The sequence below is a fragment of the Actinomadura rayongensis genome (assembly GCF_009831215.1).
In the GTDB taxonomy this organism is placed as follows: Bacteria; Actinomycetota; Actinomycetes; order Streptosporangiales; family Streptosporangiaceae; genus Spirillospora; species Spirillospora rayongensis.
In genome coordinates this window covers 139,075-161,977 of sequence record NZ_WUTW01000004.1, presented here as the reverse complement: position 1 = coordinate 161,977, position 22,903 = coordinate 139,075, and the positions used below count along the sequence as shown (strand labels likewise).

The window sequence follows — 22,903 nt, the reverse complement described above, 5'->3', positions numbered from 1 at the left end:
ATGAGCGACGCGCTCAACGCCCTGCTCGACCAGATCGGCACCCCCAAGCAGTTGCGCGAACTGCTCGCGATCGAGGGCGTCGACGACGCCTTCCTGGAGGGCTTCCTCCAGCAGGCCGGGGCGGCGCCCGCGCTGGACCGGATCTTCGGCGTGATGGCCGAGCGGTTCTCTCCGGAGCGCGCGGGAGGCCGGTCCGGGGTGGTGCAGTGGGTCGTCCGGATGCCGGACGGTGACCTGCCCTACCGGTTCGCCTACGGCCCGCACGGCGCGACCGCCGAGCGGGGCACGGCGCGGCGGGCGGACGTCCGGCTCACGGTCACCGCGCCGGTGCTCGTCCGGCTGTGCGCGGGACGGCTCAACGTCGTCCGGGCGCTGCGCGAGCGGACGCTCAGGTTCCGGGGCAACCCGCTCGTCGCGGCCCGGCTGCCGCGCTGGTTCGACTACTGACGGCTCACTGACGGCTCACGCGGACGCGACCGGCACCGGCGTCGCGTCCGCCACGCCGAGCACCGCGAGCCGCGCGGCCAGGTCGGCGGCCTGCGCGCGGATCTCCGGGACGGCCGTCGTCTCGTAGCGCAGGCCGCGCAGCGTCGGGCCGAGCGTGAACAGCCGGGGCTGCGGGCGGCCGACCGCGTCGCGGACCCGGCCGCCCTCGTCGGCGTCCAGGCCGAGGCCGAGCGGTCCCGGCGCGGCGTACCCGGCGGCGACGAGGCTCCGCAGCAGCGGGTCGGCGCCGGGCGCGGCGGCCGGTCCCGTGCCGTTGACGAGCCAGCCCACGCGCAGTTCGCGGCCGGAGACCCGGACGGCGAGCCCGTCGGCGTCCGCGCGCACGTCCTCGATGCGGCCGGACAGGACGTGGAGCCGTCCGGCGGCGCGCAGCCGCGCGATCCGGTCGGCCGTGGCGGGCGGGATCCGGTGCCGGTGGACCTCCCAGTACCGCGCGGCGAGGTCGAGGAAGCGCCGCCGGTCCGGTTCGGGGAGCCGCGCCCAGACGCGCGGGACGTGCGGGCGGATCGCGTCCACCACGCCGTGCCACTCGCCGTCGTTGTCGCGGACGGCCAGCCGCGCCCAGCGCAGCAGCGCGCGCAGGTCGGCGTGCTCGGGCGGCGCGGAGAGCCGGGCGGCGGGCGGACGCGGGGTCCGGTGCGTCCGGGGGAGCAGCCCGTGGCGCGACACGGCGTGGACGGTGCGTCCGGCGGCCAGCGTGGTCTCGAGGTCGACGGCCGTGAGCCCGGTGCCCGCGACGAGCACGGGCGCGTCGCCCTCGATGGCGTCCAGCGCGCCGGGCGCCCACGGGTCGGGGACGTAGCGGGGTCCGGCGGGCGCCCACGGCCAGGCGGCCGGGGCCTGGTTGCCGGTGGCGAGGACGACGGCGTCGGCGGTGATCGTCGTGCCGTCGGCCAGGACGACCCGCCAGCCCGCGCCCTCCGGGACCAGCGCGGTGACCGTCCCGGTGCGCTCGGCGAGCTGGCCGTCGGGGCGTCCGCGCAGCGCGTCGGCGAGCAGGTCGCGCAAATAGCGGCCGTAGAGCGGACGCGGCAGGAAGTCGTCGGCGGTGACGTCCAGCCCCCGTCCGCGCGCCCAGTCCAGCAGATGGCCCGGGTCGGTCTGCAGGCCGCTCATCGTCGCGACGCGGGCGTTCAGCAGATGGCCGGGGTCCTCGGTGGCGTACGCCTGGCCCCGCCCGTGCCGGCCGTGCCGGTCGATCACGACGAGCCGGGGGACGGGTCCGGTGCGGCGCAGCAGATGCACGGCCGTCAGTGTCGCGCTGGCCCCGCCGCCCACCACGACGACCCGGGGATCACGCTCGCTGCCTGCGGTTTCGGGCATGGCACCGAGACTATCCCCTATCCCTATCGAATTACCTTGAAAACTCCTAAAGGTCCGTGCCGCGCGGGGCGGGCGCGCGGCACGGACCGGCCGTCAGGAGATCGGGCAGGAGGCGCGGTAGGCGGCGTAGCCGGAGCCGTCCGGGCCGGGGCAGAGGAACTGGGAGTAGCGGCTGTCCCCGTCCACGAACCGCTTCATCCAGGCGACCTCCAGGGCGCCCGCGTACGGGGTGTCCCGGGTGAACGTGAGGTGGTCGGAGTCGGCGATCTGGGCGTACGCGCGCTCGGGCGCCCGCGTCAGGCTCTCGTACATCGGCTCGGCGAAGCTGTCGGCCGGCGCCCAGTCGTCCTTGGTCGCGCTCTCGATCAGCGTCGGGACGGTCACCGTCGACCAGTTCTTGGTCAGGTGCCAGGGCGCGAGCGCGGCGGCGGCCTTGAGGCCCGGCCGCGCCTTGGCGGCGCTCAGCACGCCCCCGCCGCCCATCGAGTGGCCCGTCACCGCGAGGCGGCTCGGGTCGAGGCGCTTCTGGACGGCCGCAGGCGCCTTGCCGGTCAGGTAGTCCAGCGCCGCGAGGAGTTCGTCGCCGCGCTCGGCCGGCTGGTCGTTGACGGTCCTGGTCGCGATCGTGAACACGACGAAGCCCTGCGACGCCAGGCGCGGGCCGAGCCAGGCGATCGACACCTCGGGACCCTGGAAGCCGGGGCTGACGGCGATGCCGCCGAACGTGCCCTTGCTCGTGTCGTTCGGGTAGTAGATCGTCCCGCCGCCGAACGCGCCCGCGGCCTGGTCGGACGTGACGGTCACCTTGGAGAAGGCGAAGGGGCCGCGCTTGGCGCGGATGCCGGACAGGGTCGGCGCGGGGCCGCGCTGGTACGACGCGGCGGTGACGGCGGGGGACGCGGCGGGGGGCGAGGCGGCGGCAAGGCCGCCCGGGACGGTCAGCGCGGCGAGCGCGGAAACGATCGCCAGGGAGCGCGTGAAGGAGCGTTTCATGGGATCAGTCTCCAGGACGCCGACGGATAAATCAGGACGTCAGACGAAACGAAAGGGGAACGGATACCGGCAGGTCAGCCCGCTTTGCCCAGGTAGGCGTCGGAGACCGCGTCGGCGTCGAACAACTCGTCCACCGGCCCGGACGCGGTGACCCGCCCGTGCGCGAGGACGTACGCCGTCGAGCACAGCTTCCGGACGAGCCGGACGTTCTGCTCCACCAGCAGCATCGCCGTCCCCTCGGCGGCGATCCCGGCCAGCAGCTCGCCGATCTCGTCCACCGCGACCGGCGACAGGCCGCTGGACGGCTCGTCCAGCAGCACCAGCTTCGGGTCCGACATCAGCGCCCGCGCGATCGCGACGCCCTGCTGCTGCCCGCCGCTCAGCCGTCCGGCGGGCTCGGCGGCGCGGTCGCGGATCCAGCCGAAGCGCGCGTAGGTGCGCTCCAGCCGCTCGCGCCGCACCTTGCGGCCGTGCCCGTACGCGCCGAGCAGCAGGTTGTCCTCGATCGACATGTTCGGGAACAGCCGCCGGTTCTCCGGGCAGAGCGCGATGCCCGCCCGGACGAGCGCGCCGGTGTCGTCCCCGGTGACGTCCCGGCCGTCGAAGGTGATCGTCCCGCTGCGGCGCGGGACGCGGCCGAGGATCCCGAGCAGCGTCGTGGTCTTGCCCGCGCCGTTGGCGCCGAGGATGCCGGTGACCGTCCCGGACGCGGCGGACAGCGCGACGTCGCGCACGGCGACGGTGTTCCCGAAGGCGACCGTGAGGTCGGTGACGGTGAGCATGTCGGTGAGCATGGGGTCAGGCCCCTCCCAGGTAGGACGCGATGACGGCCTCGTCGGCGCGGATCTCCTCGGGCGTCCCGGCGGCCAGGACGGCGCCCGCCGCCATCACGAGCACCCGGTCGGCCAGCGGCATGAGGAAGTGCATGTTGTGGTCCACGACGACGACCGCGACGCCGAGCCGGTCGGCGACCCGCCGGACGGCGGCGGCGAGCGCGGCCGACTCGCCGGTGTCCATGCCGACGGCGGGCTCGTCCAGCAGCAGGACGCGCGGACCGGTGGCGAGCGCCAGCGCGATCATCGCGAGCCGCTGCGCCGCGCTGGTCAGCGCCCCGCACGGCCGGTCCAGCAGCCCGTCCAGGCCGAGCAGGTCGGCGATGTCGTCGTCGGACGCGGCGCTCGTGCGGCCCTTGACCTCGCCGCGCGCCAGCCGCAGGCTGTCGCGCAGCGTCCAGGTCCCGAACAGGCGGGTCGTCTGGAACGTCCGCGCGATCCCGGCGCGGACGGCGCGGTGCGCGCCCCGCCCGGACGCGACCCGGCCGTCGAGCGTGACCGTCCCCGCGGTCGGGTCGTGGGTCCCGGCGAGGACGCCGAGCAGCGTCGTCTTGCCCGAGCCGTTCGGCCCGATGAGCCCGAGGACGCCGCCCGCGTCGAGCGTGAACGACACGCCGTCCACGGCGGCGAGGCCCCCGTAGCGCTTGACGACGTTGTCGACGGTCAGCAGCGCGGTCATGACGCGACCTCCTTCGCGCGCGCCGGGGCGGGGGCCGGGACGTCCGGCGCGGTCGGCCGGGGCCGCCGCCGCAGCGCGGTGATCCCGCCGAGGATCCCGTTCGGGACGAGCAGCGTGACGAGGATGAACAGCACGCCGAGCACGATCTGGCTGACGCCCGGCCCGAGCTTGATGAGCTGGGTGAACCCGATGACGACGGCGCTGCCGACGAGCGGGGCCAGCAGCCGTCCGCCGCCGCCGAGCCCGATCGCGACGAGCATGAGGAAGCCCTGCACGAACGTGAACTGCGACGGCGCGATGACGCCGTTGTACTGGGCGAACAGCACGCCGGCCCAGGCGCCGAACGCCGAGGACACGACCATCGCGATGAGCATCACGCGGGCGGTGGGGACGCCGACGTGCTGGGCCAGGTCCTCGTCCTCGCGGATGGCGCGCAGCCGGTCCCCGAAGCGGCTGCGCGACAGGGCGTAGAACGCGCCGAGGCTCAGCCCGAGCGACGCGGCGAGCAGCACGAGCGTGGTGTCGAGCGAGAAGCCGAGGTCGACGGGCCGTCCGTTCGGTCCGCCGGTGACGTCGGCGGCGTTGGTGAGGACGAGGTTGGTGACGGCCGTGAAGAACATCGTCCCGATGGCGAAGTACTGGCCGCGCGTCCGGCTGAACACGAGGGCGACGACGAGCCCGGCGAGCATCGTCCCGCCCACGGCGAGCAGCGCGCACAGCGCCATCGGCAGGCCCTTGCCGAGCAGGTACGCCGACAGGTACGCGCCGCCGCCGAAGAACGACACGTGCGCGAGGCTCGGGTACCCGCCGAGGCCGGTGATGAGGTTGAGTCCGGTCAGGGCGATGGCCCAGACGACGACGAGGAGCACGACCTGCCCGCGGTCGCCCTGGACGCCCTTCAGCAGGAGGTAGGCGACGACGCTGAGGGCGGTGAGCCCCGCCGCCGTCGCCGCGTGCCGGGTCCACCCGGCCGCGGTCCATGCGGGAACGCGCACGTCAGGCCACCCTTCGCGCGTTGGTGCTGCGCAGCCCGCCGGGCCGCAGCACGAGGATCAGGACGAGGATGAGGAACCCGAACGCGCTCTGGTACGCCGCGCTGACGTACGCTGCGCCGAGCCCCTCGACGACGCCGAGGACGAGCCCGCCCGCCACCGCGCCCCACACGCTGCCGAGCCCGCCGAGGACGACCACGACGAACGCGCTGAGCAGCACGTCGTCGGCCATGTACGGCGAGACCTGGAACGTCGGGCCGTAGGCGACGGCCGCGACCCCGCCGAGCAGCCCGGCGATGAGGAACGCGAGGCTGTACTGGCGGCGCATCGGGATGCCGAGCATCGCCGCCGCCTCGCGGTCCTGCGCGACCGCGCGCATGGCGCGGCCGAGCGAGGTCCGCGAGAGCAGCAGGTGCAGCGCGACCAGCGACAGGACGGCGAGGACGATCAGCGCCGCCTTCACCCCCGGCAGCGACACGCTCCCCGCCTTGAGCAGGACGGTGTCGTAGGGCGTGTCCAGCGACCGGCCCTCGCCGCCGTAGAGGCGCAGGGCGACGTTCTGGAGGATGAGCAGCAGGCCGAGCGCGACGGCCGGCGCGGCGGCGGGCCTGGTGATGATCCACCGGTAGGCCAGGACCTCGGTGAGCACCGACACCAGCCCGCCGCACGCGATCCCCGCCAGCGCCGCCACCGCGAACGGCGCGCCGGCGTGGCTCACCGACCAGGTCGTGTACGCCGCGAGGACGATCACGCCGGCGTGGGCGAAGTTGGGGACCTCCATCACCCCGTAGACCAGGGTGAGCCCCACGGCCACGACCGCGAACAGGCAGCCGAGGAAGACGCCGTTGACGAGGACCTGGATCACGAGCAGACGTCCTTCTTCAGGTTCGGCTGCACGACCGTCCCGTTATTGACGTCGAACGTCATGGCGCTGGCGAGCGTCTGCTTGTTCGAGCACCAGGTGGTGACCTCGGAGGCGGTCCGGGCCATGCGCTCGGTGAACAGCTTGCCGTCGCCGGCGATCCACCCGCTGACGGTGCCGGACGGGATCGGGATCTCCGCCAGCGCCTTCTCGATCTTCGCCGAGTCGGTGGTCGTCCCGGCCTTGGCCATCGCGGCGGCGACGATGAACGGGAAGTCGTGCGCCCACATCGTCAGGTCCTGCGGGTACTCGTTGTACCGGGCCTGGTAGGCGGCGGCGAAGGACTTGGCGGCCGGGTTGTCGGACGTGGTCGGCAGCGTCCCGGCGCAGTCGTAGTTGTCCTTCATGATCGAGTTGAACTGGGCGCCGAGGATGTCCTTGGCCTGGTTCGGGTTGATGCCCGCGCTGTGGATGACCGGCCCGGTGTACCCGGACTGCCGGAGCTGCTTGAGGACGGGCAGGATCACGGCGGTGACGCTGGACAGGTAGACCGCGTCCGGCTTGGCCGCGACGGCGGTGCGGATCGCGTTGCTGTAGTCGGTCGACCCGACGGGGAACTGGGTGCTCGCGGCGACCTTGATGCCCTCGGCGGGCGCGAACTTGTTGACGAGCTGCGTGAGCCCTTCGCCGTATCCCTCGCCCTTGGCGGTGATGACCGAGACGCTCTTGATGCCGAGCTGCCGCTTGGCGTAGTAGAAACAGCCCGGGACATAGGTGGGGGAGTCGCCGCGAACGCGCCAGAAGTGCGGGCTGAGCCGCAGGATGCTCGGATACACCGAGTCGATGAGGTTCAGCATGGCGACGGGCTTGCGCTTGAGCTGCGGCACGTAGGTGTCGGAGCCGAGGCCGTAGGCGATGACCGGCAGCTTCTTCGCCTGCACCAGCTCGCGGAGCTGGGTCACGCCGGTGGTGGCCGCGTCGGACTTGTCGTCGGCGTAGCTGATCGCCATCGTGCGCTTCTTGCCCGCGACGGTGAAGCCCTGCTTGCTCAGGTCCTCGACGCCCATCTGGAGGGCCTTCTTCTGCGGCGCGCCGAGCGTCGAGTAGATGCCCGACATGGAGAGGATCGCGCCGATCTTGACCGTGGTGTCGTCCCCGGAGCCGCCGCCGGAACCGCAGGCGGCGGTGGAGATGAGGACTGCGGACGCCGTCAGGGCCGCTGCTGTTCTGGAGCGCATGGGGTGGGAACCTCCGCTTTCGGGGTGAGGTGGCGCACACTCTAGGGGCAAAATCCCTGGCTTACAAGAAGGATGTTCGATAATGTCGAACCACAGTCGTCTAGGGAGGGTGGATGCCGGGTTCAATCCAGTCGCTTGAGCGCGCGGCGGCGATCCTGCGCCTGCTGGCCGGCGGCCAGCGGAAGCTGGCGCTGTCGGACGTGTCGGTGACGCTCGGGCTGGCCAAGGGGACCGTCCACGGGATCCTGCGCACGCTCCAGCAGGAGGGCTTCGTCGAGCAGGACCCGGAGACGGGCCGCTACCAGCTCGGCGCGGAGCTCCTGCGGCTCGGCAACAGCTATCTCGACGTCCACGAGCTGCGGGCCCGCTCGCTGATGTGGGCCGACGACCTGGCGCGCGTCACCGGCGAGAGCGTGCGGATCGGCGTGCTGCACCAGGGCGGCGTGCTGGTCATCCACCACGTGTTCCGGCCGGACGAGAGCCGCCAGGTCCTGGAGGTCGGGTCGATGCTCCCGCTGCACGCCACGGCGTGGGGCAAGGTGCTGCTGGCCTTCGACCCCGCCGCCCCCGGCGAGCTGGACGACGAGCTGAAGGTCTTCACCCGCCGCACGCTGGCCGATCGCGCCGAGTTGGACGCCGAGTGCGCCGCGATCCGCGAGCTGGGCTGGGCGGGCGAGCGCGAGGAGGCGGTGGACGGCGTCGCGGGCCTGGCCGCCCCGATCCGCGACCACCGGGGCAGCCCGCTCGGCGCGGTCGGCATCGGCGGGGCCGTCGAACGGGTCGCCCCCGGGGGCGCGTTCCCGCCCGCGCTGGTCGCGGCCGTGCGCGACGCGGCCCGGTCGATCAGCCGCGACCTCGGCGCCACGATGTTCTGACGCGGGACTGTTGTTCGACATAGTCGAATCCGATACTGTTCAGGAAACCACCCCATCTCACGAGTCGGAGGGGCCGCGGATGACGGACCGCTTCGTGGCGGCGATCGACCAGGGAACGACGTCGAGCCGGTGCATCATCTTTGACGGGAGCAGCCACATCCTGGCCGTTGATCAGCGCGAACACCGGCAGATCTTCCCCCGGCCGGGATGGGTGGAGCACGACGCCGCGCAGATCTGGGCCCGCGTCCAGGAGGTCGTGGCGGGCGCGCTCGGCAAGGCGGGGCTGAAGCCGTCCGACCTCGCCGCCGTCGGCATTACCAACCAGCGCGAGACCACGGTGCTGTGGGACAGGGCGACCGGACGTCCCGTCCACCACGCGCTCGTCTGGCAGGACACCCGCACCGAGGCGCTGTGCGCGGAGCTGGCCGGCGACCAGGGCCGCGACCGCTTCGCCGACCGCACCGGCCTGCCGCTGGCCTCGTACTTCTCCGGGCCGAAGATCCGCTGGCTGCTCGACCACGTCCCCGGCGTGCGCGAGCGGGCCGAGCGCGGCGAGCTGCTGTTCGGCACGATGGACACCTGGGTCATCTGGAACCTGACCGGCGGCGCCGTCCACGTCACCGACGTCACCAACGCCAGCCGCACCATGCTCATGGACCTGCGGACGCTGGACTGGGACGACGGCATCCTCGCCGACTTCGGCATCCCCCGCTCGCTGCTGCCGGAGATCCGCTCGTCCGCCGAGGTGTACGGCACCGGGCGCGGCGTGCTGGAGGGCGTCCCGATCGCGGCGGCGCTCGGCGACCAGCAGGCCGCGCTGTTCGGCCAGACGTGCTTCTCGGTCGGCGACGCCAAGTCCACCTACGGCACCGGCTCGTTCCTGCTGCTCAACACCGGGAAGGAGCCCGTCAGGTCGCACCACGGGCTGATCACCACGATCGGCTACCAGCTCGGCGGCGAGGCCCCGGTGTACGCGCTGGAGGGCTCCATCGCCAACACCGGGTCGCTGACGCAGTGGCTCCGCGACCGCATCGGGCTCATCACCACGGCCGCCGAGATCGAGACGCTGGCGCTGTCGGTCGAGGACAACGGCGGCCTCTACCTCGTCCCGGCCTTCTCCGGGCTGTTCGCGCCGCACTGGCGGCCGGACGCGCGCGGCGTGATCGTCGGGCTCACCGGGTTCGCCGGGAAGGGCCACCTCGCGCGCTGCGTCCTGGAGGCCACCGCGTTCCAGACCCGCGACGTCGTGGACGCGATGGTCCTCGACTCCGGCGTCGAGCTGAAGGCCCTCAAGGTCGACGGCGGCATGACCGCCAACAACCTGCTCATGCAGACCATCGCCGACATGCTGGACGCGCCCGTCACCCGTCCGTTCGTGTCCGAGACCACCTGCCTCGGCGCCGCGCACGCCGCCGGCCTCGTCGCCGGCGTGTGGCCCGACCTGGACGCGCTGCGCGCCGAGTGGCGCCGCGCGGCCGAGTGGACGCCCCGGCTGGACGACCGCGTCCGCGACCGCATGCTCCGCAAGTACCGCAAGGCCGTCGAGCTGGCCAAGGGCTGGATCGACGAGGACGACCTCGAAGTGGAGGGGCGATGAACGTGACCACCACGGCCGCGGGACGCTCGGAGATCCGCGCCGAACTGGGCCGCGGCAAGTTCGACCTGCTCGTCATCGGCGGCGGGATCGTCGGGATCTCGGCCGCGTGGACCGCCGCGCAGGCCGGGCTCCGGGTCGCGCTCGTGGACGCGGGCGACTTCGCGGGGGCGACGTCCAGCGCGTCCACCAAGCTCGTCCACGGCGGGCTGCGCTACCTCCAGACGGGCAACGTCCGGCTCGTCGCCGAGAACCACCGCGAGCGGCGCAGCCTCGCCGCCGAGGTCGCCCCGCACCTGGTCAACCCGCGCCGGTTCGTCGTGCCGATCTACGCCGACGGCCCGCACGGCGCCGCCAAGCTCGGCGCCGGGGTGTTCCTGTACTCGGCGCTGTCGGCGTTCGGCGACGGCCTCGGCCGCGTGATCACCAAGGCGCACGCGCTGGAGCAGGTCCCGGCGCTGCGGACCGAGGGGCTGAAGTCGGCCGCCGTCTACACCGACCACCAGATGAACGACAGCCGCGTCGCCATCATGACCGTGCGCGCGGCCGTCGCCGCCGGGGCGGTCGTGCTCAACCACGCGGGCGTCGTCGGGCTGCGCATGTCGGCGGGCCGCGTCGTCGGCGCCGACCTGCGCGACGGCCTGGACGGCACCGAGTTCGGCGTCGCGGCCCGGCTCGTCCTCAACGCGACCGGCCCGTGGGTGGACCGGCTCCGCGCGATGGAGGACGCGAGCGCCGCGCCGAGCATCCGGCTGTCGAAGGGGGCGCACATCGTCCTCAAGCGGCACCAGCCGTGGAAGGCCGCGCTGACGATCCCGATCGACAAGTACCGCGTGTCGTTCGCGATCCCGTGGGAGGACCACCTCCTGCTCGGCACGACCGACGAGGCGTACGAGGGCGAGCCCGGCGAGGTCCGCGCGACCGACGCCGACATCGACCAGATCCTCGGCGAGGCGGGCGTCGGCCTGTCCGGGCTGCGCCGCGCGGACGTCGTCTACGCCTTCGCGGGCCTGCGCGTCCTGCCCGGCGGCCCCGGCGACGTCGCCACCGCCAAGCGCGAGACCGTCCTGACCGAGGGCCCCGGCGGGATGCTGTCCATCGCGGGCGGCAAGTGGACGACGTACCGCCACATCGGCAAGGTCATCCTGGACCGGCTCGGCGTCGGCGGGGAACTGCTGAAGACCGTCCCGCTGCCGGGCCTCGCCGCGCCCGCCGCCGTCGCGCAGCGCCTCGCCGCCGCGCCGATGGACCCGGCCGTCGCCGCGCACCTCGCCACCCACTACGGGACGCTCGCGTTCGACCTCGCCGACCTCGTCCGGGCCGACCCGGCGCTCGGCGCGCCCGTCCACCCGGACGGCCCCGACATCTGGGCGCAGGTCGTGTACGCCCGCGACCGTGAATGGGCCTCCACCGCCGACGACGTCCTCCGCCGCCGGACCACCCTCACCCTGCGCGGGCTGGACACCCCCGAGATCCGCGCGCAGGTCACCGAGATGCTGAGGAGCCGCTAGATGTTCACGTTCACCAGCAGCGACGGGCTGGAGATCCACGTCCACGCGTGGCCCGCCCCCGCCGGGCCGCGCGGGATCGTCCAGATCTCGCACGGCATGGGCGAGCACGCGGCCCGCTACGCCCACCTCGCCGAACGGCTCAACCGCCTCGGCTACACGGTCTACGCCAACGATCACCGGGGCCACGGCCACACCATGAAGGGCACGCCCGGCGACCTCGGCGCGGACGGCTGGAACCTGCTCGTCGCGGACATGGTGACGCTGTCGCAGATCGTCCGCGAGCGGCATCCCGGCGTGCCGCTCGTCCTCGTCGGGCACAGCCTCGGGTCGTTCGCCGCGCAGCAGTACGTCCTGGACCACGCCGACCTGCTCGCGGGCGTGGCCCTCTCCGGGACGACGGCCGTGGACGCCCTGCTGGAGCGGATCATCGCGTCCGGCGGCGACGTGTTCTCCTTCTTCAACGCGCCGTTCCAGCCGTCCCGCACCGACGCCGACTGGCTGAGCCGCGACGAGGCGCAGGTGGACGCCTACGTCGCCGACCCGTGGTGCGGCTTCGCGATCGACGACGCCAGCACCGGCGACTTGGCGGTCGCCGCCGCGGAACGTCTCGCCGACCCGTCGACCGTCCGACCCACGCTCCCCATTTACGTGATGGTCGGTGAAGAGGACGTTCTGAACGCGGGTCTCGCCCACTCGGACCTGGTGGTGCAGCGCTACCGCTCGGCCGGCCTGACGGACCTGACCTACCGCACCTATCCCGGCGCCCGGCACGAGATCCTCAACGAGACCAACCGCGACGAGGTCGAATCCGACCTGGTCGCGTGGATCACCCGCGTCACCGGCTGACGGCGATGCGGCGCGCCGCCACCGCCGCGGCCACGCGGCCGAGGACGGGGAACTCCAGCGGCAGCAGCGACGAGCGCGGATGCACGCGGCGCCGGGTCCCGCGCTCGATCGCCCGGGTGATCGCGCGGGCCGTCGACGCGGGCGGCACCGGCGGCGGGGTGCGGACGGGCCGCCCGCGCCAGGGCAGCAGATCGACGTCGCGCGCGGCGGTGTCGGTCGCGCCCGGGACGATCTCCAGCACCCCGACGCCCGCCGCGCGCAGCTCGTGCCGCAGCGTCCGCGTGAGGTGCGCCAGGGCCGCCTTGGACGCGCCGTAGTAGCCGAGCAGCGGCACCGGGACGGACTGGAGGCTGGAGGTCACGTTGACCACCAGCCCGTCCCGGTCCCGCAGGGCGGGCAGCAGCGCGCGGGTCAGCGCCACCGGCGACCACAGGTTCGTCTCGAACAGGGCGCGGGCCGCCGCGTCGTCGCCGTGGACGCCCTGCGCGCCGACCAGCCCGGCGCCCGCGTTGTTGACCAGGACGTCCACCGTTCCGAGAGCGTCGAGAGCGGCCCGCGCGAGGTCGGCGGCGGCGCCGGGACGGGACAGGTCCGCCTCGATCACGTGCGGCCGGGGCCGTCCGGCGGCGGCGATCTCGGTCGCGACCTCGTCCAGGAGCGCCCGTCGTCGCGCGGCGAGCGCCAGCCGGGCGCCGCGTTCCGCCAGCGTCTGCGCGAGCGCGCGGCCGATGCCGCTGGACGCCCCCGTCAGGAGCACCGCAGCGCCGTCCAGCGACCGGGCCATCGGGCCTCCTCGGTTGACTGATAATCAGTCAAACAGCCGACGGTGGTTCCGTCAACCGGCCGGGCTCAGCGCCGGGACGACCGGACGTCCGCCAGGCGATCCTGGAGGTCGGCGTGCCGGAACTGGTGGACGGCCCCGGTCCGCCGCAGCAGGCCGAGGCGGTGCGCGTCGTCCAGGAACCGCATGAGCCGGAACGGGACGCGCCGCCGCAGGAACAGCAGCGTCACGAGGTAGGTCACCCCGCAGCTCCGCAGCGCGATCATCGCCGCGAACGCGAGCCCGAACAGCAGCCCGTAGCTCACCCCGTCCACCGGCCCCGCGACCAGGCCCGTCGACAGCCCGAACGCCAGGCCCGTCGCGAGCCCGAGCGCCGCCGACTCCAGGCACGCCAGCCGCAGGTCGCGGCGCAGCGCGTCGCGCGGGGTCTGCGGCCCGCCGGTGGGCTGCGGCGTCCGCGCCCAGTTCCGGACGGCCAGCGCGGGCCCGAACGTCAGCCCGAAGACGACCCCGAGCGTGGACGCGCTGTGCACGCTCACCGCCAGCCCGGCCGACAGCCCGTACGCCAGCTCGTGCCCCGCCTCGCCCGCGAGCACCTTCACCAGGCCCGCCGCCGGGCCGAACAGCAGCCCGACGGTCAGGCAGATCGCCAGGTGGTGCAGGAGCGCGCGGGTCCGGCCGCGCAGCCGGAACTCGGCGTGGGCGGGCGCGGTCGCGGGGGCGCGGAAGCCGGTCGCGAGGCCGTAGGCGAGGCCGACGCACAGGCCGTCCGCGAGCCCGATCGTGAGGCCGTCGGTGAGCCCGTCGGCGAGGCCGTCGGTCACGGCGTCGCCGAGCCCGCTCGCCACTCCGAACACCAGCCCGCCCGCCAGCCACAGCGCGGCCTTGCGCAGCGGCGAGCGGGCCGGACGCGCCGACGCCCATCCGAAGAACCCGCACAGTGCCGCGAACCCCGACCCGTAGGCCAGGCCGTTGCCCAGCTTGCTCGTGAACCCATAGAGGACGGCGTTCGTCAGCGTGAGCGTCAGCCCGGCCAGCACGCCGACCACCAACGCGGTGACGAGCGTGCGGTGGCGGAGCCGCAGGTTCCACCACGCCAGATCGGTCGTGCCCGCGGCCGTCAGGTGGCGGGCGAGGTAGGCGAGCCAGATCGAGGCCCGTCCGGACGTCCACGCGCGGCCCGGCCCGGCGAGCGACGGGACGAGATGGTCCAGCAGATGGCCGGTGATCGCCTCGGGCGTGCGGAAGTACGTCCGGTTCAGCAGGACGGCCGGGTCGGTGCGCGTGTCGGCGTAGACCTTGCGCAGCAGCCACAGCGCCAGCGGCGTCGCCAGCGCCTCGGCGGCGGGCGTCCGCTCGCCCGAGGCCAGGACGGCGACCAGGTCCCGCCACGCGCCCGGCGGATGCGGCGGCAGGCTCCGCGCCACGTACGCGGCCGTGTCGGCGGGCCGCAGCGGACGCGGCTCGATCACCGCGCCGGCCGTCAGGACGTCCCCGCCGGGCGCGGCGACGGCGGCGGCGTACTCGGCGGTGCGGCAGGTCAGGACGAGCCCGTCGTCGGCGGTCAGCGCGGCGTTCAACGCGGTGATCATGGGGGCGCGCAGCGGTTCGGGGACCTCGTCCAGGCCGTCCAGGACCGGCAGGACGCGGCGGCGGCGCACCAGGGCGGCGGGCGCGTCCGGGCCGAACGCGTCCGCGCGCAGGGCCGGGTACATCGCGGCGAGCCGGGACGCGAACCAGGCGTCGAACGGCACGGCGTCCGGCGCCCAGCCCGCGAGCGTCACGAGGACGGGGACCGGGTCGCCGGGGCGCCGGTCGCGCAGCAGCCCGCGCAGGAGCAGGACGGCCAGGGTCGTCTTGCCCATGCCCGGGTCGCCGAGGACGACCAGGCGGCGGCGGGGGAGGTCGCGGAAGGCGCGGACGAGGTCGTCCACCCGGTCGCTGCGGGCGGTGAGGCGCGGCCCGGCGGACAGGAACCGGCGCCCGCCCGCCGCCGCGCGGTCCATGACGGGCAGGCCGGTCAGGCGCCACCGGACGGCCAGCGGCGCGGGATCGTCCAGCCGCCGCGCGAGGATCTCCGCGCGCCACTGCTCGGCGACCAGCCCGGCCAGCGTCTCCTGCGCGCGGTCGACCTGCTCGGGCGTGCTCACCGTCCGGCCGGGCCTGCGCCAGCCGCCGACGACCAGCGGGACGAGCGGCGCGACGGCCAGCGGCACCGACGCCAGCTGCGCCCAGCTCGCGGTCGTTTCCAGCCCGCTGCGCCGCAGCACCGCCACCAGGCCGCCGCAGATCGCGATGATCATCAGGGCCAGGAGCGCGGCGCCCGCGCTGCGCGCCCGCGCCGACCGTTCACGCGCCATGCAGCGCATGGTGCCAGTCCGTGAGGTTTCCCACACGTAACGTCACCGAAGTGTCGCCCGTTCGTCAGCGGCGCAGGCCCGTCAGCATCCGGTTCAGGCCCCAGCGGAACTGGTCGGTGGAGACGTAGGCGGCGATCGTGTCGGCCGCCGCGTGGGTCCGGGGGTGGGCGGACGGGTCGAGATGGCCGAGCGCGGCGCGGCGTTCGGCGATCCGGACGTCCTCCGGCGCGGCCGGCGCGCCCGGCGGGATCTCGGCCGCCTCCAGCGCGATCGCGCCGAGGACGTAGACCATCACGCCGTAGGACGCGCGGGCGGCCTCGTCCGGCGGGAGGCCCGCGTCGGCGAGGGCGTCCAGCAGGCGTTCGCCGACGGTCAGCGCGACCGGACCCCGGAACGCGTCGCCGAGCAGGGCCGGGACGATCCCCGGGTGCCGCAGGAGCACGTCGCGCAGCCCCAGCGCGAACGTGGTGATCCGCTCCTGCCAGGGCCACGCGGTGGCGAGGACGGACGTGTCGGCCTCGGCCAGCAGCGCGTCCACCAGCGCGGACACGATCGCCGCGCGGTCCGGGAAGTAGGTGTAGAGCGCGCCCGGCGTCAGGCCCACCTCGGCGGCCAGGGACCGCATCGTCAGCGCTTGGAGGCCGCCGGAGTCGACGAGGGCCAGGGCCGCGTCCAGGACCGTCGAGCGGTCGACGGATCGTCGCGGTCCGCGCTTCCGTGGTGGCATGGCAATACTGTACAGTGTTTAATGTTAAACACCGTTCAGAGTTTTGGGAGCACAGCCATGCGTGACGGACGATGGACCCTCGCCGCCGCCCTCGTCGGCGGAGTGGCCGCCGCGAACGCGGCCTTCGCCGGCCTCGGGTCGGTGTTCGACTACCCCGGCGTCCTCGCCGAGCCCGCCGGGACGATCCTCGACAGGTTCGCCGCGAACCCGCACGTCATCGGGGGGTGGTTCCTGCTCCTGGCGTTCGGCGCGGGGCTGCTCGTCCCGGCCGCCGTCCTGCTCGGGCGCCGCCTGCCGCCCGGCACCGCGACCACGCTCGCCGTCCACACCGGGGTCCTCGCCGGGCTCGTCCAAGTGCTCGGGCTGCTGCGCTGGCCGTTCGCCGTCCCGGCGCTCGCCGACGCGCACGCCGCCGACCCCGCCACGACCGAGGCCGTCTTCACGGTGCTGCACCACTACCTCGGCACGGCCGTCGGTGAGACGCTCGGCTACCTGCTCACGGCGTCCTGGACGCTGCTCGTCCTGCGCGCGATGCCCGGCGCCCCGCGCTGGTTCGCCGGACTCGCCGCCCTGTCGGCGCTCGCCGTCGCCGCCGGGATCGTGGTGCCGCTCGACGTGCCCGGCGCGGACGCCGCCAACTTCCTCGGCTACGTCGCCTGGAGCGCGTGGATGATCGCGCTGGCGGTGCTCGTCGTCCGCGATCGTGCCTTCGCCGCGCGGCCTCGTCCGGTCGCCGTCCCGGCCGTCTGACGGGCGCGCGGGCGCCGCGTTCCGCCGTACGATTCGTCCGGAACGTGGCGCTGGGCCGAGGACGGGGAGCCGGGGTGGGGATCAAGCCGCTGGGGCCGGGCGATCCGCGGCGGGTCGACGAGTACGACCTCGTCGCGCGGCTCGGCGAGGGCGGGATGGGGACCGTCTACCTCGGCCGCACCCGCACCGGCCGGGCCGTCGCGGTCAAGTCGATCCGCGCGGACTTCCAGGGCCGCGACGAGCTGCGCCGCCGGTTCGCCGGGGAGGTCCGCGCGGCCGGGCGGGTGAGCGCGCTCTACACGGCGGCGGTCGTCAAGGCCGACCCCGGCGCGGACCCGCCCTGGCTCGTCACCGCGTACGTCCCCGGGCCGTCGCTGGACGAGGCCGTCGACCGGTTCGGACCGCTCCCGCCGGACTCCGCGCGCGTCCTCGGCGCGCACCTCGCCGAGGGCCTGGCGGCGGTGCACCGGGCGGGGCTCGTCCACCGGGACCTCAAGCCGGGCAACATCGTCCTCGCGGAGGACGGCCCGCGCATCATCGACTTCGGGATCGCGCTGGCGCTGGACACGCCGCGCCACTCCGTCACCGGATCGGTCATCGGGACGCTCGCGTACATGGCGCCCGAGCAGGTGCGCGGCGAACGGGACCTGGACGCGCGGACGGACGTCTTCGCGCTCGGCGGTGTCCTCGCCCACGCCGCCACGGGCCGTCCGCCGTTCGGGGACCTGCCGCAGGCGGCGGTCATCTACCGGATCATGGACGCCGAACCGGACCTCGCGGGCCTCCCGCCCGTCCTGCACGCGGTGGTCGCGGCGTGCCTGGCCAAGGACCGCCGGGACCGTCCGACGCTCGAAGAGGTCATCGACCGGCTGATGGCGCCGGGGCCGCCGCCGACGTCCTGGCTGCCGCCGCCGGTCGTCGGCCTGATCGAGGAACGCCGCCGCACGACCGCCGCCGCCCTGACCGGCCCCGCCGCCCCGCCGTCCGCGCACGCCCACGGCACCCCGCCCGTCGCCCTCCCGGGGGCCGCTCCCGTCCCCGGCACCCCGCCTGGCGCCCTCCCGGGGGCCGCTCCCGGCTACGGCATACCGTCGGCGGCGCCGGGCGCCGCTCCCGTCCCGCCGGGCGCCGCGCCTTTCGGCACGCCGCCGCAGGGCGTCCCGCCCGCCGCGCCCGCGCCGGGCGTGCCGTCCGGGCATCCGCACGCCGCACAGAACGAGACGCCGCCACCCGGACCGCCCGGTGCCACGCCCGCGCCGCCGTACGGCATGCCGCACGAGCGGTCGTCGGGTCCGCAGGCCGGCGCGCCGTACGGGGTGCCGCCCGCGTCGTTCCCCGGCGCGCCGCACGAGCAGGCGGGCGGGCCGTCCGGACCTCCGGCGGGTCCGCCGCCGGACGGATCCGCAGGGCGTCCGCAGGCCGCGCCGCCGTACGGCGTTCCGCCCGGCCCGCACCACCAGACCCCGCCGGGCTCAACGCCGCCCGCGCCGCCATACGGATCGGCGCCCGACGGGCTTCCCGCGCCGCCGTACGGCGCGCCGCAGGCGGGACGACCGGCGATCTTCGGCCACGTCGACCGGCTGGCGGCCCGCGTGCGGGCGGCGTTCGTGCCGCAGGAGGGACAGCCGGGCGTCGGCCCTGCGAACACCCCGCCGCCCGGTTACCAGCCGCCCGGCGCTCCGCCGCCCCTGCCGTGGGAGGAACCGGCGGGCGCAGGCGGCCCGGCGGGAGGCGAGGGCGCGTCCGACGGGGACGCGGCGTCGTCCGGCGAGCTGAACGGGGGCCTGGCCGCGCGGGCGCGCGGCGAGACCGACCGGGCGCGGCGCCTGCTCGAACGCGCCGCGACGTCCGCGAACCGCTACGTCTCCGCCCGCGCCATGCTCACCCTCGGCGCGATGGACGAGAAACTAGGCGCGCTGGACACCGCAGGACGGTGGTTCTCGCTCGCCGCCGCGTCCGGCCACCACGAGGTGGCGCCGAAGGCGACCCTGCGGCTGGCCCAGCTGGCGGCGCGGCGCGGCGACCACGCGCTGGCCCGCAGGCTGTACGGCGACGCCGCCCGCAGCGGTTCGGCGACCGTCGTGGCGGAGGCGGAGCAGGCGCTGACCGAGCTGGGCGCCCACCCGTCCCCGTGGCCCGCACCACCGCCGCCCGCCCCCCGCGGCCCCGGCTGGGCCGCGTCACCGAGCGCGCCACCGTCCGCCGGCCCGGAGACCCCGCCCCCGCCCGCCGACCAGAACGGCCCCCAAAGCGCAACACCGTCCGCCGGCCCGCCCGGCGCAACTCCATCCGCCGGCCCGGACGCGGTGCGGCGCGCCGACCTGCCGCCGGACGCGGATGCCGAGCGGGACTAGAGGTCGTCAGCCGAGGACGAGCGGGAGCCGGGTTGCCGAGCGTGGCGCGCTGACTGGCCGTCGGGCGCGGGCGTCGGGCGGGATTAGAGGTCGGTCAGCCGAGGACGAGTGGGAGGCGGGCGGCCAGGTCGCCGAGTGCGGCCTGCTCGGCGGGGGTCGGGGTGCGGCGGCCGGTGCCGACCAGGAGGGCGTCGGCGTCGGAGAACGACGTGGGGAACGCGGCACCGGCGATCTCTTCCAGGGCCGTGCGCGCCGCGGCGAGGGTGTCGGCGGGGGGTCCGGCGATGGACGGCAGGTGCGCGACCAGGTCGAGGTGGTGCAGCGTCCATTCCATGAGGTAGGCCGTCAGGTAGTCCCCGGCGGTCAGCACGACGTCCTTCGTCGCGACCCGGACGGACGGGTCGGCGAGTTCGGCGGCGCGTCCGGCGGCGGAGCCGAGGTCGTCGAGGTGGAACTTCAGCAGGCCCGGGTCGCCGTACGCGGCGGCCAGGCGGGGGATCAGCGCGTCGAGCGGGTCGTCGCCGGTCGGCGGGTCGACCAGTTCCCAGTAGGTGGTGGCGTCGGCGGTCGGTTCGCCGTCGGTGGGGGTCACCAGCGTGATCAGGACGTCCTGCGCGTCGATGACCAGGTGGCAGACCAGGTCCCGCACGAGCCACCCGGCGCAGCCCGACGGCTGGGCGAAGTCCTCGTCGGCGAGGGCGTCCACGGCCGCGCGCAGGGCCGTCCACGAGCGTGAGAAGAGGTCCACCCGGGCACGCTAGTGCGGCCCCGGGACGGCGGACAATCGGTTTTCGGCCCGCGACGGGACGCGCCGCCGCGTCCCGTCGCGGAAGACCCGGTCAGGCGTCGACGTAGGCGGCCAGGTGCTCGCCGGTGAGGGTGGAGCGGGCGGCGACGAGGTCGGCGGGGGTGCCCTCGAAGACGACCCGTCCGCCGTCGTGCCCGGCGCCGGGACCGAGGTCGATGATCCAGTCGGCGTGCGCCATCACGGCCGGGTGGTGCTCGATCACGATGACCGACTTGCCGGAGTCGACGAGCCGGTCCAGCAGGCCGAGGAGCTGCTCGACGTCCGCCAGGTGCAGCCCGGTCGTCGGCTCGTCCAGGACGTACACGCCGCCCGTCTCGGCCATGTGGACGGCCAGCTTGAGCCGCTGCCGCTCGCCGCCCGACAGCGTGGTGAGCGGCTGGCCGATGCCGAGGTAGCCGAGCCCGACGTCCGCGAGCCGCGCGAGGATCCGGTGCGCGGCGGGCAGCCGCGCCTCCCCGGCGCCGAAGAACCCCTCCGCCTCGGCCACCGACATCGCGAGCACCTCGCTGATGTCGCGTCCGCCGAGCCGGTACTCCAGCACGGCCGCCTGGAACCGCTTGCCCTCGCAGTCCTCGCAGGTCGTGGCGACGCCCGCCATCATCGCCAGGTCGGTGTAGATGACCCCGGCGCCGTTGCAGGTGGGGCAGGCGCCCTCGGAGTTGGCGCTGAACAGCGCGGGCTTGACGCCGTTGGCCTTGGCGAACGCCTTGCGGATCGGTTCGAGCAGCCCCGTGTAGGTCGCCGGGTTGCTGCGCCGGGACCCGCGGATCGGTGCCTGGTCGACCGACACCACGCCCGCGTCGGCGGGCAGAGACCCGTGCAGCAGGGAACTCTTGCCCGAACCCGCGACGCCGGTAACGACGACGAGCACACCGAGCGGCACGTCGACGTCCACGTCCTGGAGGTTGTGCGCGGACGCGCCGCGGATCTCCAGCGCGCCCGAAGGCTTGCGGACGCTCTCCTTGAGCGACGCCCGGTCGTCCAGATGCCGTCCGGTGACCGTCCCGGCGCTCCGCAGCCCTGCGACGGTGCCCTCGAAGCAGACGGCGCCGCCCGCCGTCCCCGCGCCGGGCCCGAGGTCCACGACGTGGTCGGCGACCGCGATCGTCTGCGGCTTGTGCTCCACGACGAGGACGGTGTTGCCCTTGTCGCGCAGCCGCAGCAGCAGGTCGTTCATCCGCTGGATGTCGTGCGGGTGCAGGCCCGTGGTCGGCTCGTCGAAGACGTACGTGACGTCGGTGAGCGACGACCCGAGGTGCCGGACCATCTTGACGCGCTGCGCCTCGCCGCCCGACAGCGTGCCGGACGGTCGGTCCAGCGACAGATAACCGAGCCCGATCTCCGTGAACGAGTCCAGCGTGTCGCCGAGCGCCTCCAGCAGGGGGGCGACCGACGGCTCGTCCAGGCCCCGGACCCAGGCGGCGAGGTCGCTGATCTGCATCGCGCACGCGTCCGCGATGCTGACGCCGCCGATCTTCGAGGAGCGCGCCGCCTCGGTGAGACGCGTGCCGTCGCATTCGGGGCACGTGGTGAACGTGACGGCCCGGTCCACGAACGCCCGGATGTGCGGCTGCATCGCCTCCTTGTCCTTGGACAGCATGGACTTCTGGATGCGCGGCACCAGACCCTCGTAGGTCATGTTGATGCCTTCGATCTTCATCCGGACGGGCTCGTGGTACAGGAAGTCGTGCAGTTCCTTCTTCGTGTACTTGCGGATGGGCTTGTCCGCGTCCACGAACCCCGACGACGCGTACAGGCGGTAGTTCCAACCGCCCGGCGTATAACCGGGGATGGTGAGTGCGCCCTCGGCGAGCGATTTGGCGTCGTCGTAGAGCTGGCCGAGGTCGATGTCGGACACCGCGCCCCGTCCCTCGCAGCGCGGGCACATGCCGCCGGTGCGGGTGAAGGTCGCCTTCACCGCCTTCTTCTCGCCGCGCTCCACGGTGATCGCGCCGCTCGCCCGGACGGACGGGACGTTGAACGCGTACGCGCCGGGCGGCCCGATGTGCGGCTGCCCGAGCCGGCTGAACAGGATGCGCAGCATGGCGTTCGCGTCGGTCGCGGTGCCGACGGTGGAGCGCGGGTCGGCGCCCATCCGCTGCTGGTCCACGATGATCGCGGTGGTGAGGCCGTCCAGGACGTCGACGTCCGGCCGCGCGAGCGTCGGCATGAAGCCCTGCACGAACGCGCTGTAGGTCTCGTTGATCAGCCGCTGCGACTCGGCGGCGATCGTCCCGAACACCAGCGAGCTCTTGCCCGACCCGGAGACGCCGGTGAAGACCGTGAGCCGGCGCTTCGGGATCTCGACGCTGACGTCCTTCAGGTTGTTCTCGCGCGCGCCGTGGACGCGGATCAGATCGTGGCTGTCGGCGGCGTGCGCCCCCGTCGGCGTGCCCATGCTGGTCTCCCATCCCCGTCGTGACCTGGTCCGATCCAACCAGGTTCGCGAAGTTCGCCGCATCCCGGCGCGGTGCCGCCGCCGCGTCCGGACGGTCCCGGACGCGGCGGTGCGGCGCTCATCGGTCCTGGACGAGCCCGAGGACGTTGCCGTCCGGGTCGGTGAAGCTCGCCACCAGGCGCCCCCCGCCGACGTCGTGCGCGGCCTCGGTGACGACCGCGCCCGCGGCGGTCACCTCGGCGAGCTTCGCCTCGATGTCGGGAACGTGCCAGTACGCGACCGGGGACGTCAAGCCCTGCGGCCCGCCGTTCGGCAGCAGCCCGATGTGCTGCCCGCCGACGTCGTAGCCGACGTAGTACTCCGAGTCGGTCTGCGGCGCGGTGCCGAGCAGCGCGGTGTAGACGTCCTTGGCCTTGGCCACGTCGGTGACGGGGTGCAGGACGGTCTTGATCGACGGCGTGTCGCCCATCGT

At 74.5% G+C, this 22,903-nt stretch carries 20 protein-coding genes; 7 read left to right on the top strand and 13 right to left on the bottom strand.

Annotated elements, in window-relative coordinates; all coding sequences use genetic code 11:
* A complete protein-coding gene (locus GQ466_RS19990) occupies positions 1-447 on the top strand; it encodes an SCP2 sterol-binding domain-containing protein (protein WP_161104516.1) in 447 nt (148 codons plus the stop codon).
* Between the two features lie 15 nt (positions 448-462).
* Here GQ466_RS19990 and GQ466_RS19985 read toward each other — a convergent pair whose 3' ends face one another.
* The 7 genes from GQ466_RS19985 to GQ466_RS19955 form a co-directional block, all read right to left on the bottom strand.
* On the bottom strand, positions 463-1,830 hold the full coding sequence (locus GQ466_RS19985; RefSeq protein WP_161104515.1) for an FAD/NAD(P)-binding protein: 1,368 nt from the start codon (positions 1,828-1,830) through the stop codon (positions 463-465).
* A 93-nt stretch (positions 1,831-1,923) separates the two neighbouring features.
* Positions 1,924-2,823 carry a dienelactone hydrolase family protein gene (locus GQ466_RS19980; RefSeq protein ID WP_161104514.1) on the bottom strand — a complete coding sequence of 300 codons (900 nt, stop codon included), beginning with the start codon at positions 2,821-2,823 and terminating at the stop codon, positions 1,924-1,926.
* A gap of 74 nt (positions 2,824-2,897) precedes the next feature.
* Positions 2,898-3,617, bottom strand: a complete 720-nt coding sequence (locus GQ466_RS19975; RefSeq protein ID WP_161104513.1) for an ABC transporter ATP-binding protein — start codon at positions 3,615-3,617, stop codon at positions 2,898-2,900.
* Positions 3,618-3,621: 4 nt separating this feature from the next.
* Positions 3,622-4,335 carry an ABC transporter ATP-binding protein gene (locus GQ466_RS19970; protein ID WP_161104512.1) on the bottom strand — a complete coding sequence of 238 codons (714 nt, stop codon included), beginning with the start codon at positions 4,333-4,335 and terminating at the stop codon, positions 3,622-3,624.
* Positions 4,332-5,330, bottom strand: a complete 999-nt coding sequence (locus GQ466_RS19965; RefSeq protein ID WP_161104511.1) for an ABC transporter permease subunit — start codon at positions 5,328-5,330, stop codon at positions 4,332-4,334. The genes GQ466_RS19970 and GQ466_RS19965 overlap by 4 nt, the downstream gene beginning before the upstream one ends.
* Before the next feature lies 1 nt (position 5,331).
* Complete coding sequence (locus tag GQ466_RS19960) at positions 5,332-6,192, bottom strand: ABC transporter permease subunit (protein WP_161104510.1); 861 nt, start codon at positions 6,190-6,192, stop codon at positions 5,332-5,334.
* Positions 6,189-7,427 (bottom strand): ABC transporter substrate-binding protein, encoded by a 1,239-nt coding sequence (locus tag GQ466_RS19955; RefSeq protein ID WP_161104509.1) that lies wholly within the window; start codon positions 7,425-7,427, stop codon positions 6,189-6,191. Before GQ466_RS19955 ends, GQ466_RS19960 begins: the two co-directional genes overlap by 4 nt.
* Positions 7,428-7,540: 113 nt before the next feature.
* Here GQ466_RS19955 and GQ466_RS19950 point away from each other — a divergent pair, with 113 nt between their 5' ends.
* From GQ466_RS19950 to GQ466_RS19935, 4 genes are all read left to right on the top strand, one after another.
* A complete protein-coding gene (locus tag GQ466_RS19950) occupies positions 7,541-8,302 on the top strand; it encodes an IclR family transcriptional regulator (protein ID WP_161104508.1) in 762 nt (253 codons plus the stop codon).
* Between the two features lie 79 nt (positions 8,303-8,381).
* A complete protein-coding gene (gene glpK, locus GQ466_RS19945) occupies positions 8,382-9,899 on the top strand; it encodes a glycerol kinase GlpK (protein WP_161104507.1) in 1,518 nt (505 codons plus the stop codon).
* Positions 9,896-11,407 (top strand): glycerol-3-phosphate dehydrogenase/oxidase, encoded by a 1,512-nt coding sequence (locus GQ466_RS19940; protein WP_161104506.1) that lies wholly within the window; start codon positions 9,896-9,898, stop codon positions 11,405-11,407. Before glpK ends, GQ466_RS19940 begins: the two co-directional genes overlap by 4 nt.
* The gene (locus GQ466_RS19935) at positions 11,408-12,253 is read left to right on the top strand and encodes an alpha/beta hydrolase (RefSeq protein WP_161104505.1); all 846 of its coding nucleotides are present in this window, start codon (positions 11,408-11,410) and stop codon (positions 12,251-12,253) included.
* Here GQ466_RS19935 and GQ466_RS19930 read toward each other — a convergent pair.
* The 3 genes from GQ466_RS19930 to GQ466_RS19920 form a co-directional block, all read right to left on the bottom strand.
* Entirely contained in the window at positions 12,243-13,037 is a 795-nt protein-coding gene (locus GQ466_RS19930; RefSeq protein WP_161104504.1) for an SDR family NAD(P)-dependent oxidoreductase, read from the bottom strand. The two genes, GQ466_RS19935 and GQ466_RS19930, sit on opposite strands and share 11 nt — an antisense overlap.
* A 65-nt stretch (positions 13,038-13,102) precedes the next feature.
* Positions 13,103-15,394: an NACHT domain-containing protein gene (locus tag GQ466_RS19925; protein WP_202420807.1), complete on the bottom strand. Its 2,292-nt coding sequence runs from the start codon at positions 15,392-15,394 to the stop codon at positions 13,103-13,105.
* 64 nt (positions 15,395-15,458) lie between these two features.
* Positions 15,459-16,121 carry a TetR/AcrR family transcriptional regulator gene (locus tag GQ466_RS19920; RefSeq protein ID WP_202420806.1) on the bottom strand — a complete coding sequence of 221 codons (663 nt, stop codon included), beginning with the start codon at positions 16,119-16,121 and terminating at the stop codon, positions 15,459-15,461.
* A 57-nt stretch (positions 16,122-16,178) separates the two neighbouring features.
* Between GQ466_RS19920 and GQ466_RS19915 the strand changes: the two genes are divergently transcribed.
* Positions 16,179-16,871, top strand: a complete 693-nt coding sequence (locus GQ466_RS19915; protein ID WP_161104502.1) for a DUF4386 family protein — start codon at positions 16,179-16,181, stop codon at positions 16,869-16,871.
* 74 nt (positions 16,872-16,945) lie between these two features.
* Complete coding sequence (locus GQ466_RS32430; RefSeq protein ID WP_161104501.1) at positions 16,946-19,225, top strand: protein kinase domain-containing protein; 2,280 nt, start codon at positions 16,946-16,948, stop codon at positions 19,223-19,225.
* Between the two features lie 94 nt (positions 19,226-19,319).
* Here GQ466_RS32430 and GQ466_RS19905 read toward each other — a convergent pair whose 3' ends face one another.
* The 3 genes from GQ466_RS19905 to GQ466_RS19895 all read right to left on the bottom strand — a co-directional run bounded on the left by GQ466_RS19905 (position 19,320) and on the right by GQ466_RS19895 (position 22,900).
* Positions 19,320-19,973: a maleylpyruvate isomerase N-terminal domain-containing protein gene (locus GQ466_RS19905; protein WP_161104500.1), complete on the bottom strand. Its 654-nt coding sequence runs from the start codon at positions 19,971-19,973 to the stop codon at positions 19,320-19,322.
* Positions 19,974-20,064: 91 nt separating this feature from the next.
* A complete protein-coding gene (locus tag GQ466_RS19900) occupies positions 20,065-22,431 on the bottom strand; it encodes an ATP-binding cassette domain-containing protein (protein ID WP_161104499.1) in 2,367 nt (788 codons plus the stop codon).
* A gap of 118 nt (positions 22,432-22,549) precedes the next feature.
* Positions 22,550-22,900: a VOC family protein gene (locus GQ466_RS19895; protein ID WP_161104498.1), complete on the bottom strand. Its 351-nt coding sequence runs from the start codon at positions 22,898-22,900 to the stop codon at positions 22,550-22,552.
* Between the last annotated feature and the right edge of the window lie 3 nt (positions 22,901-22,903).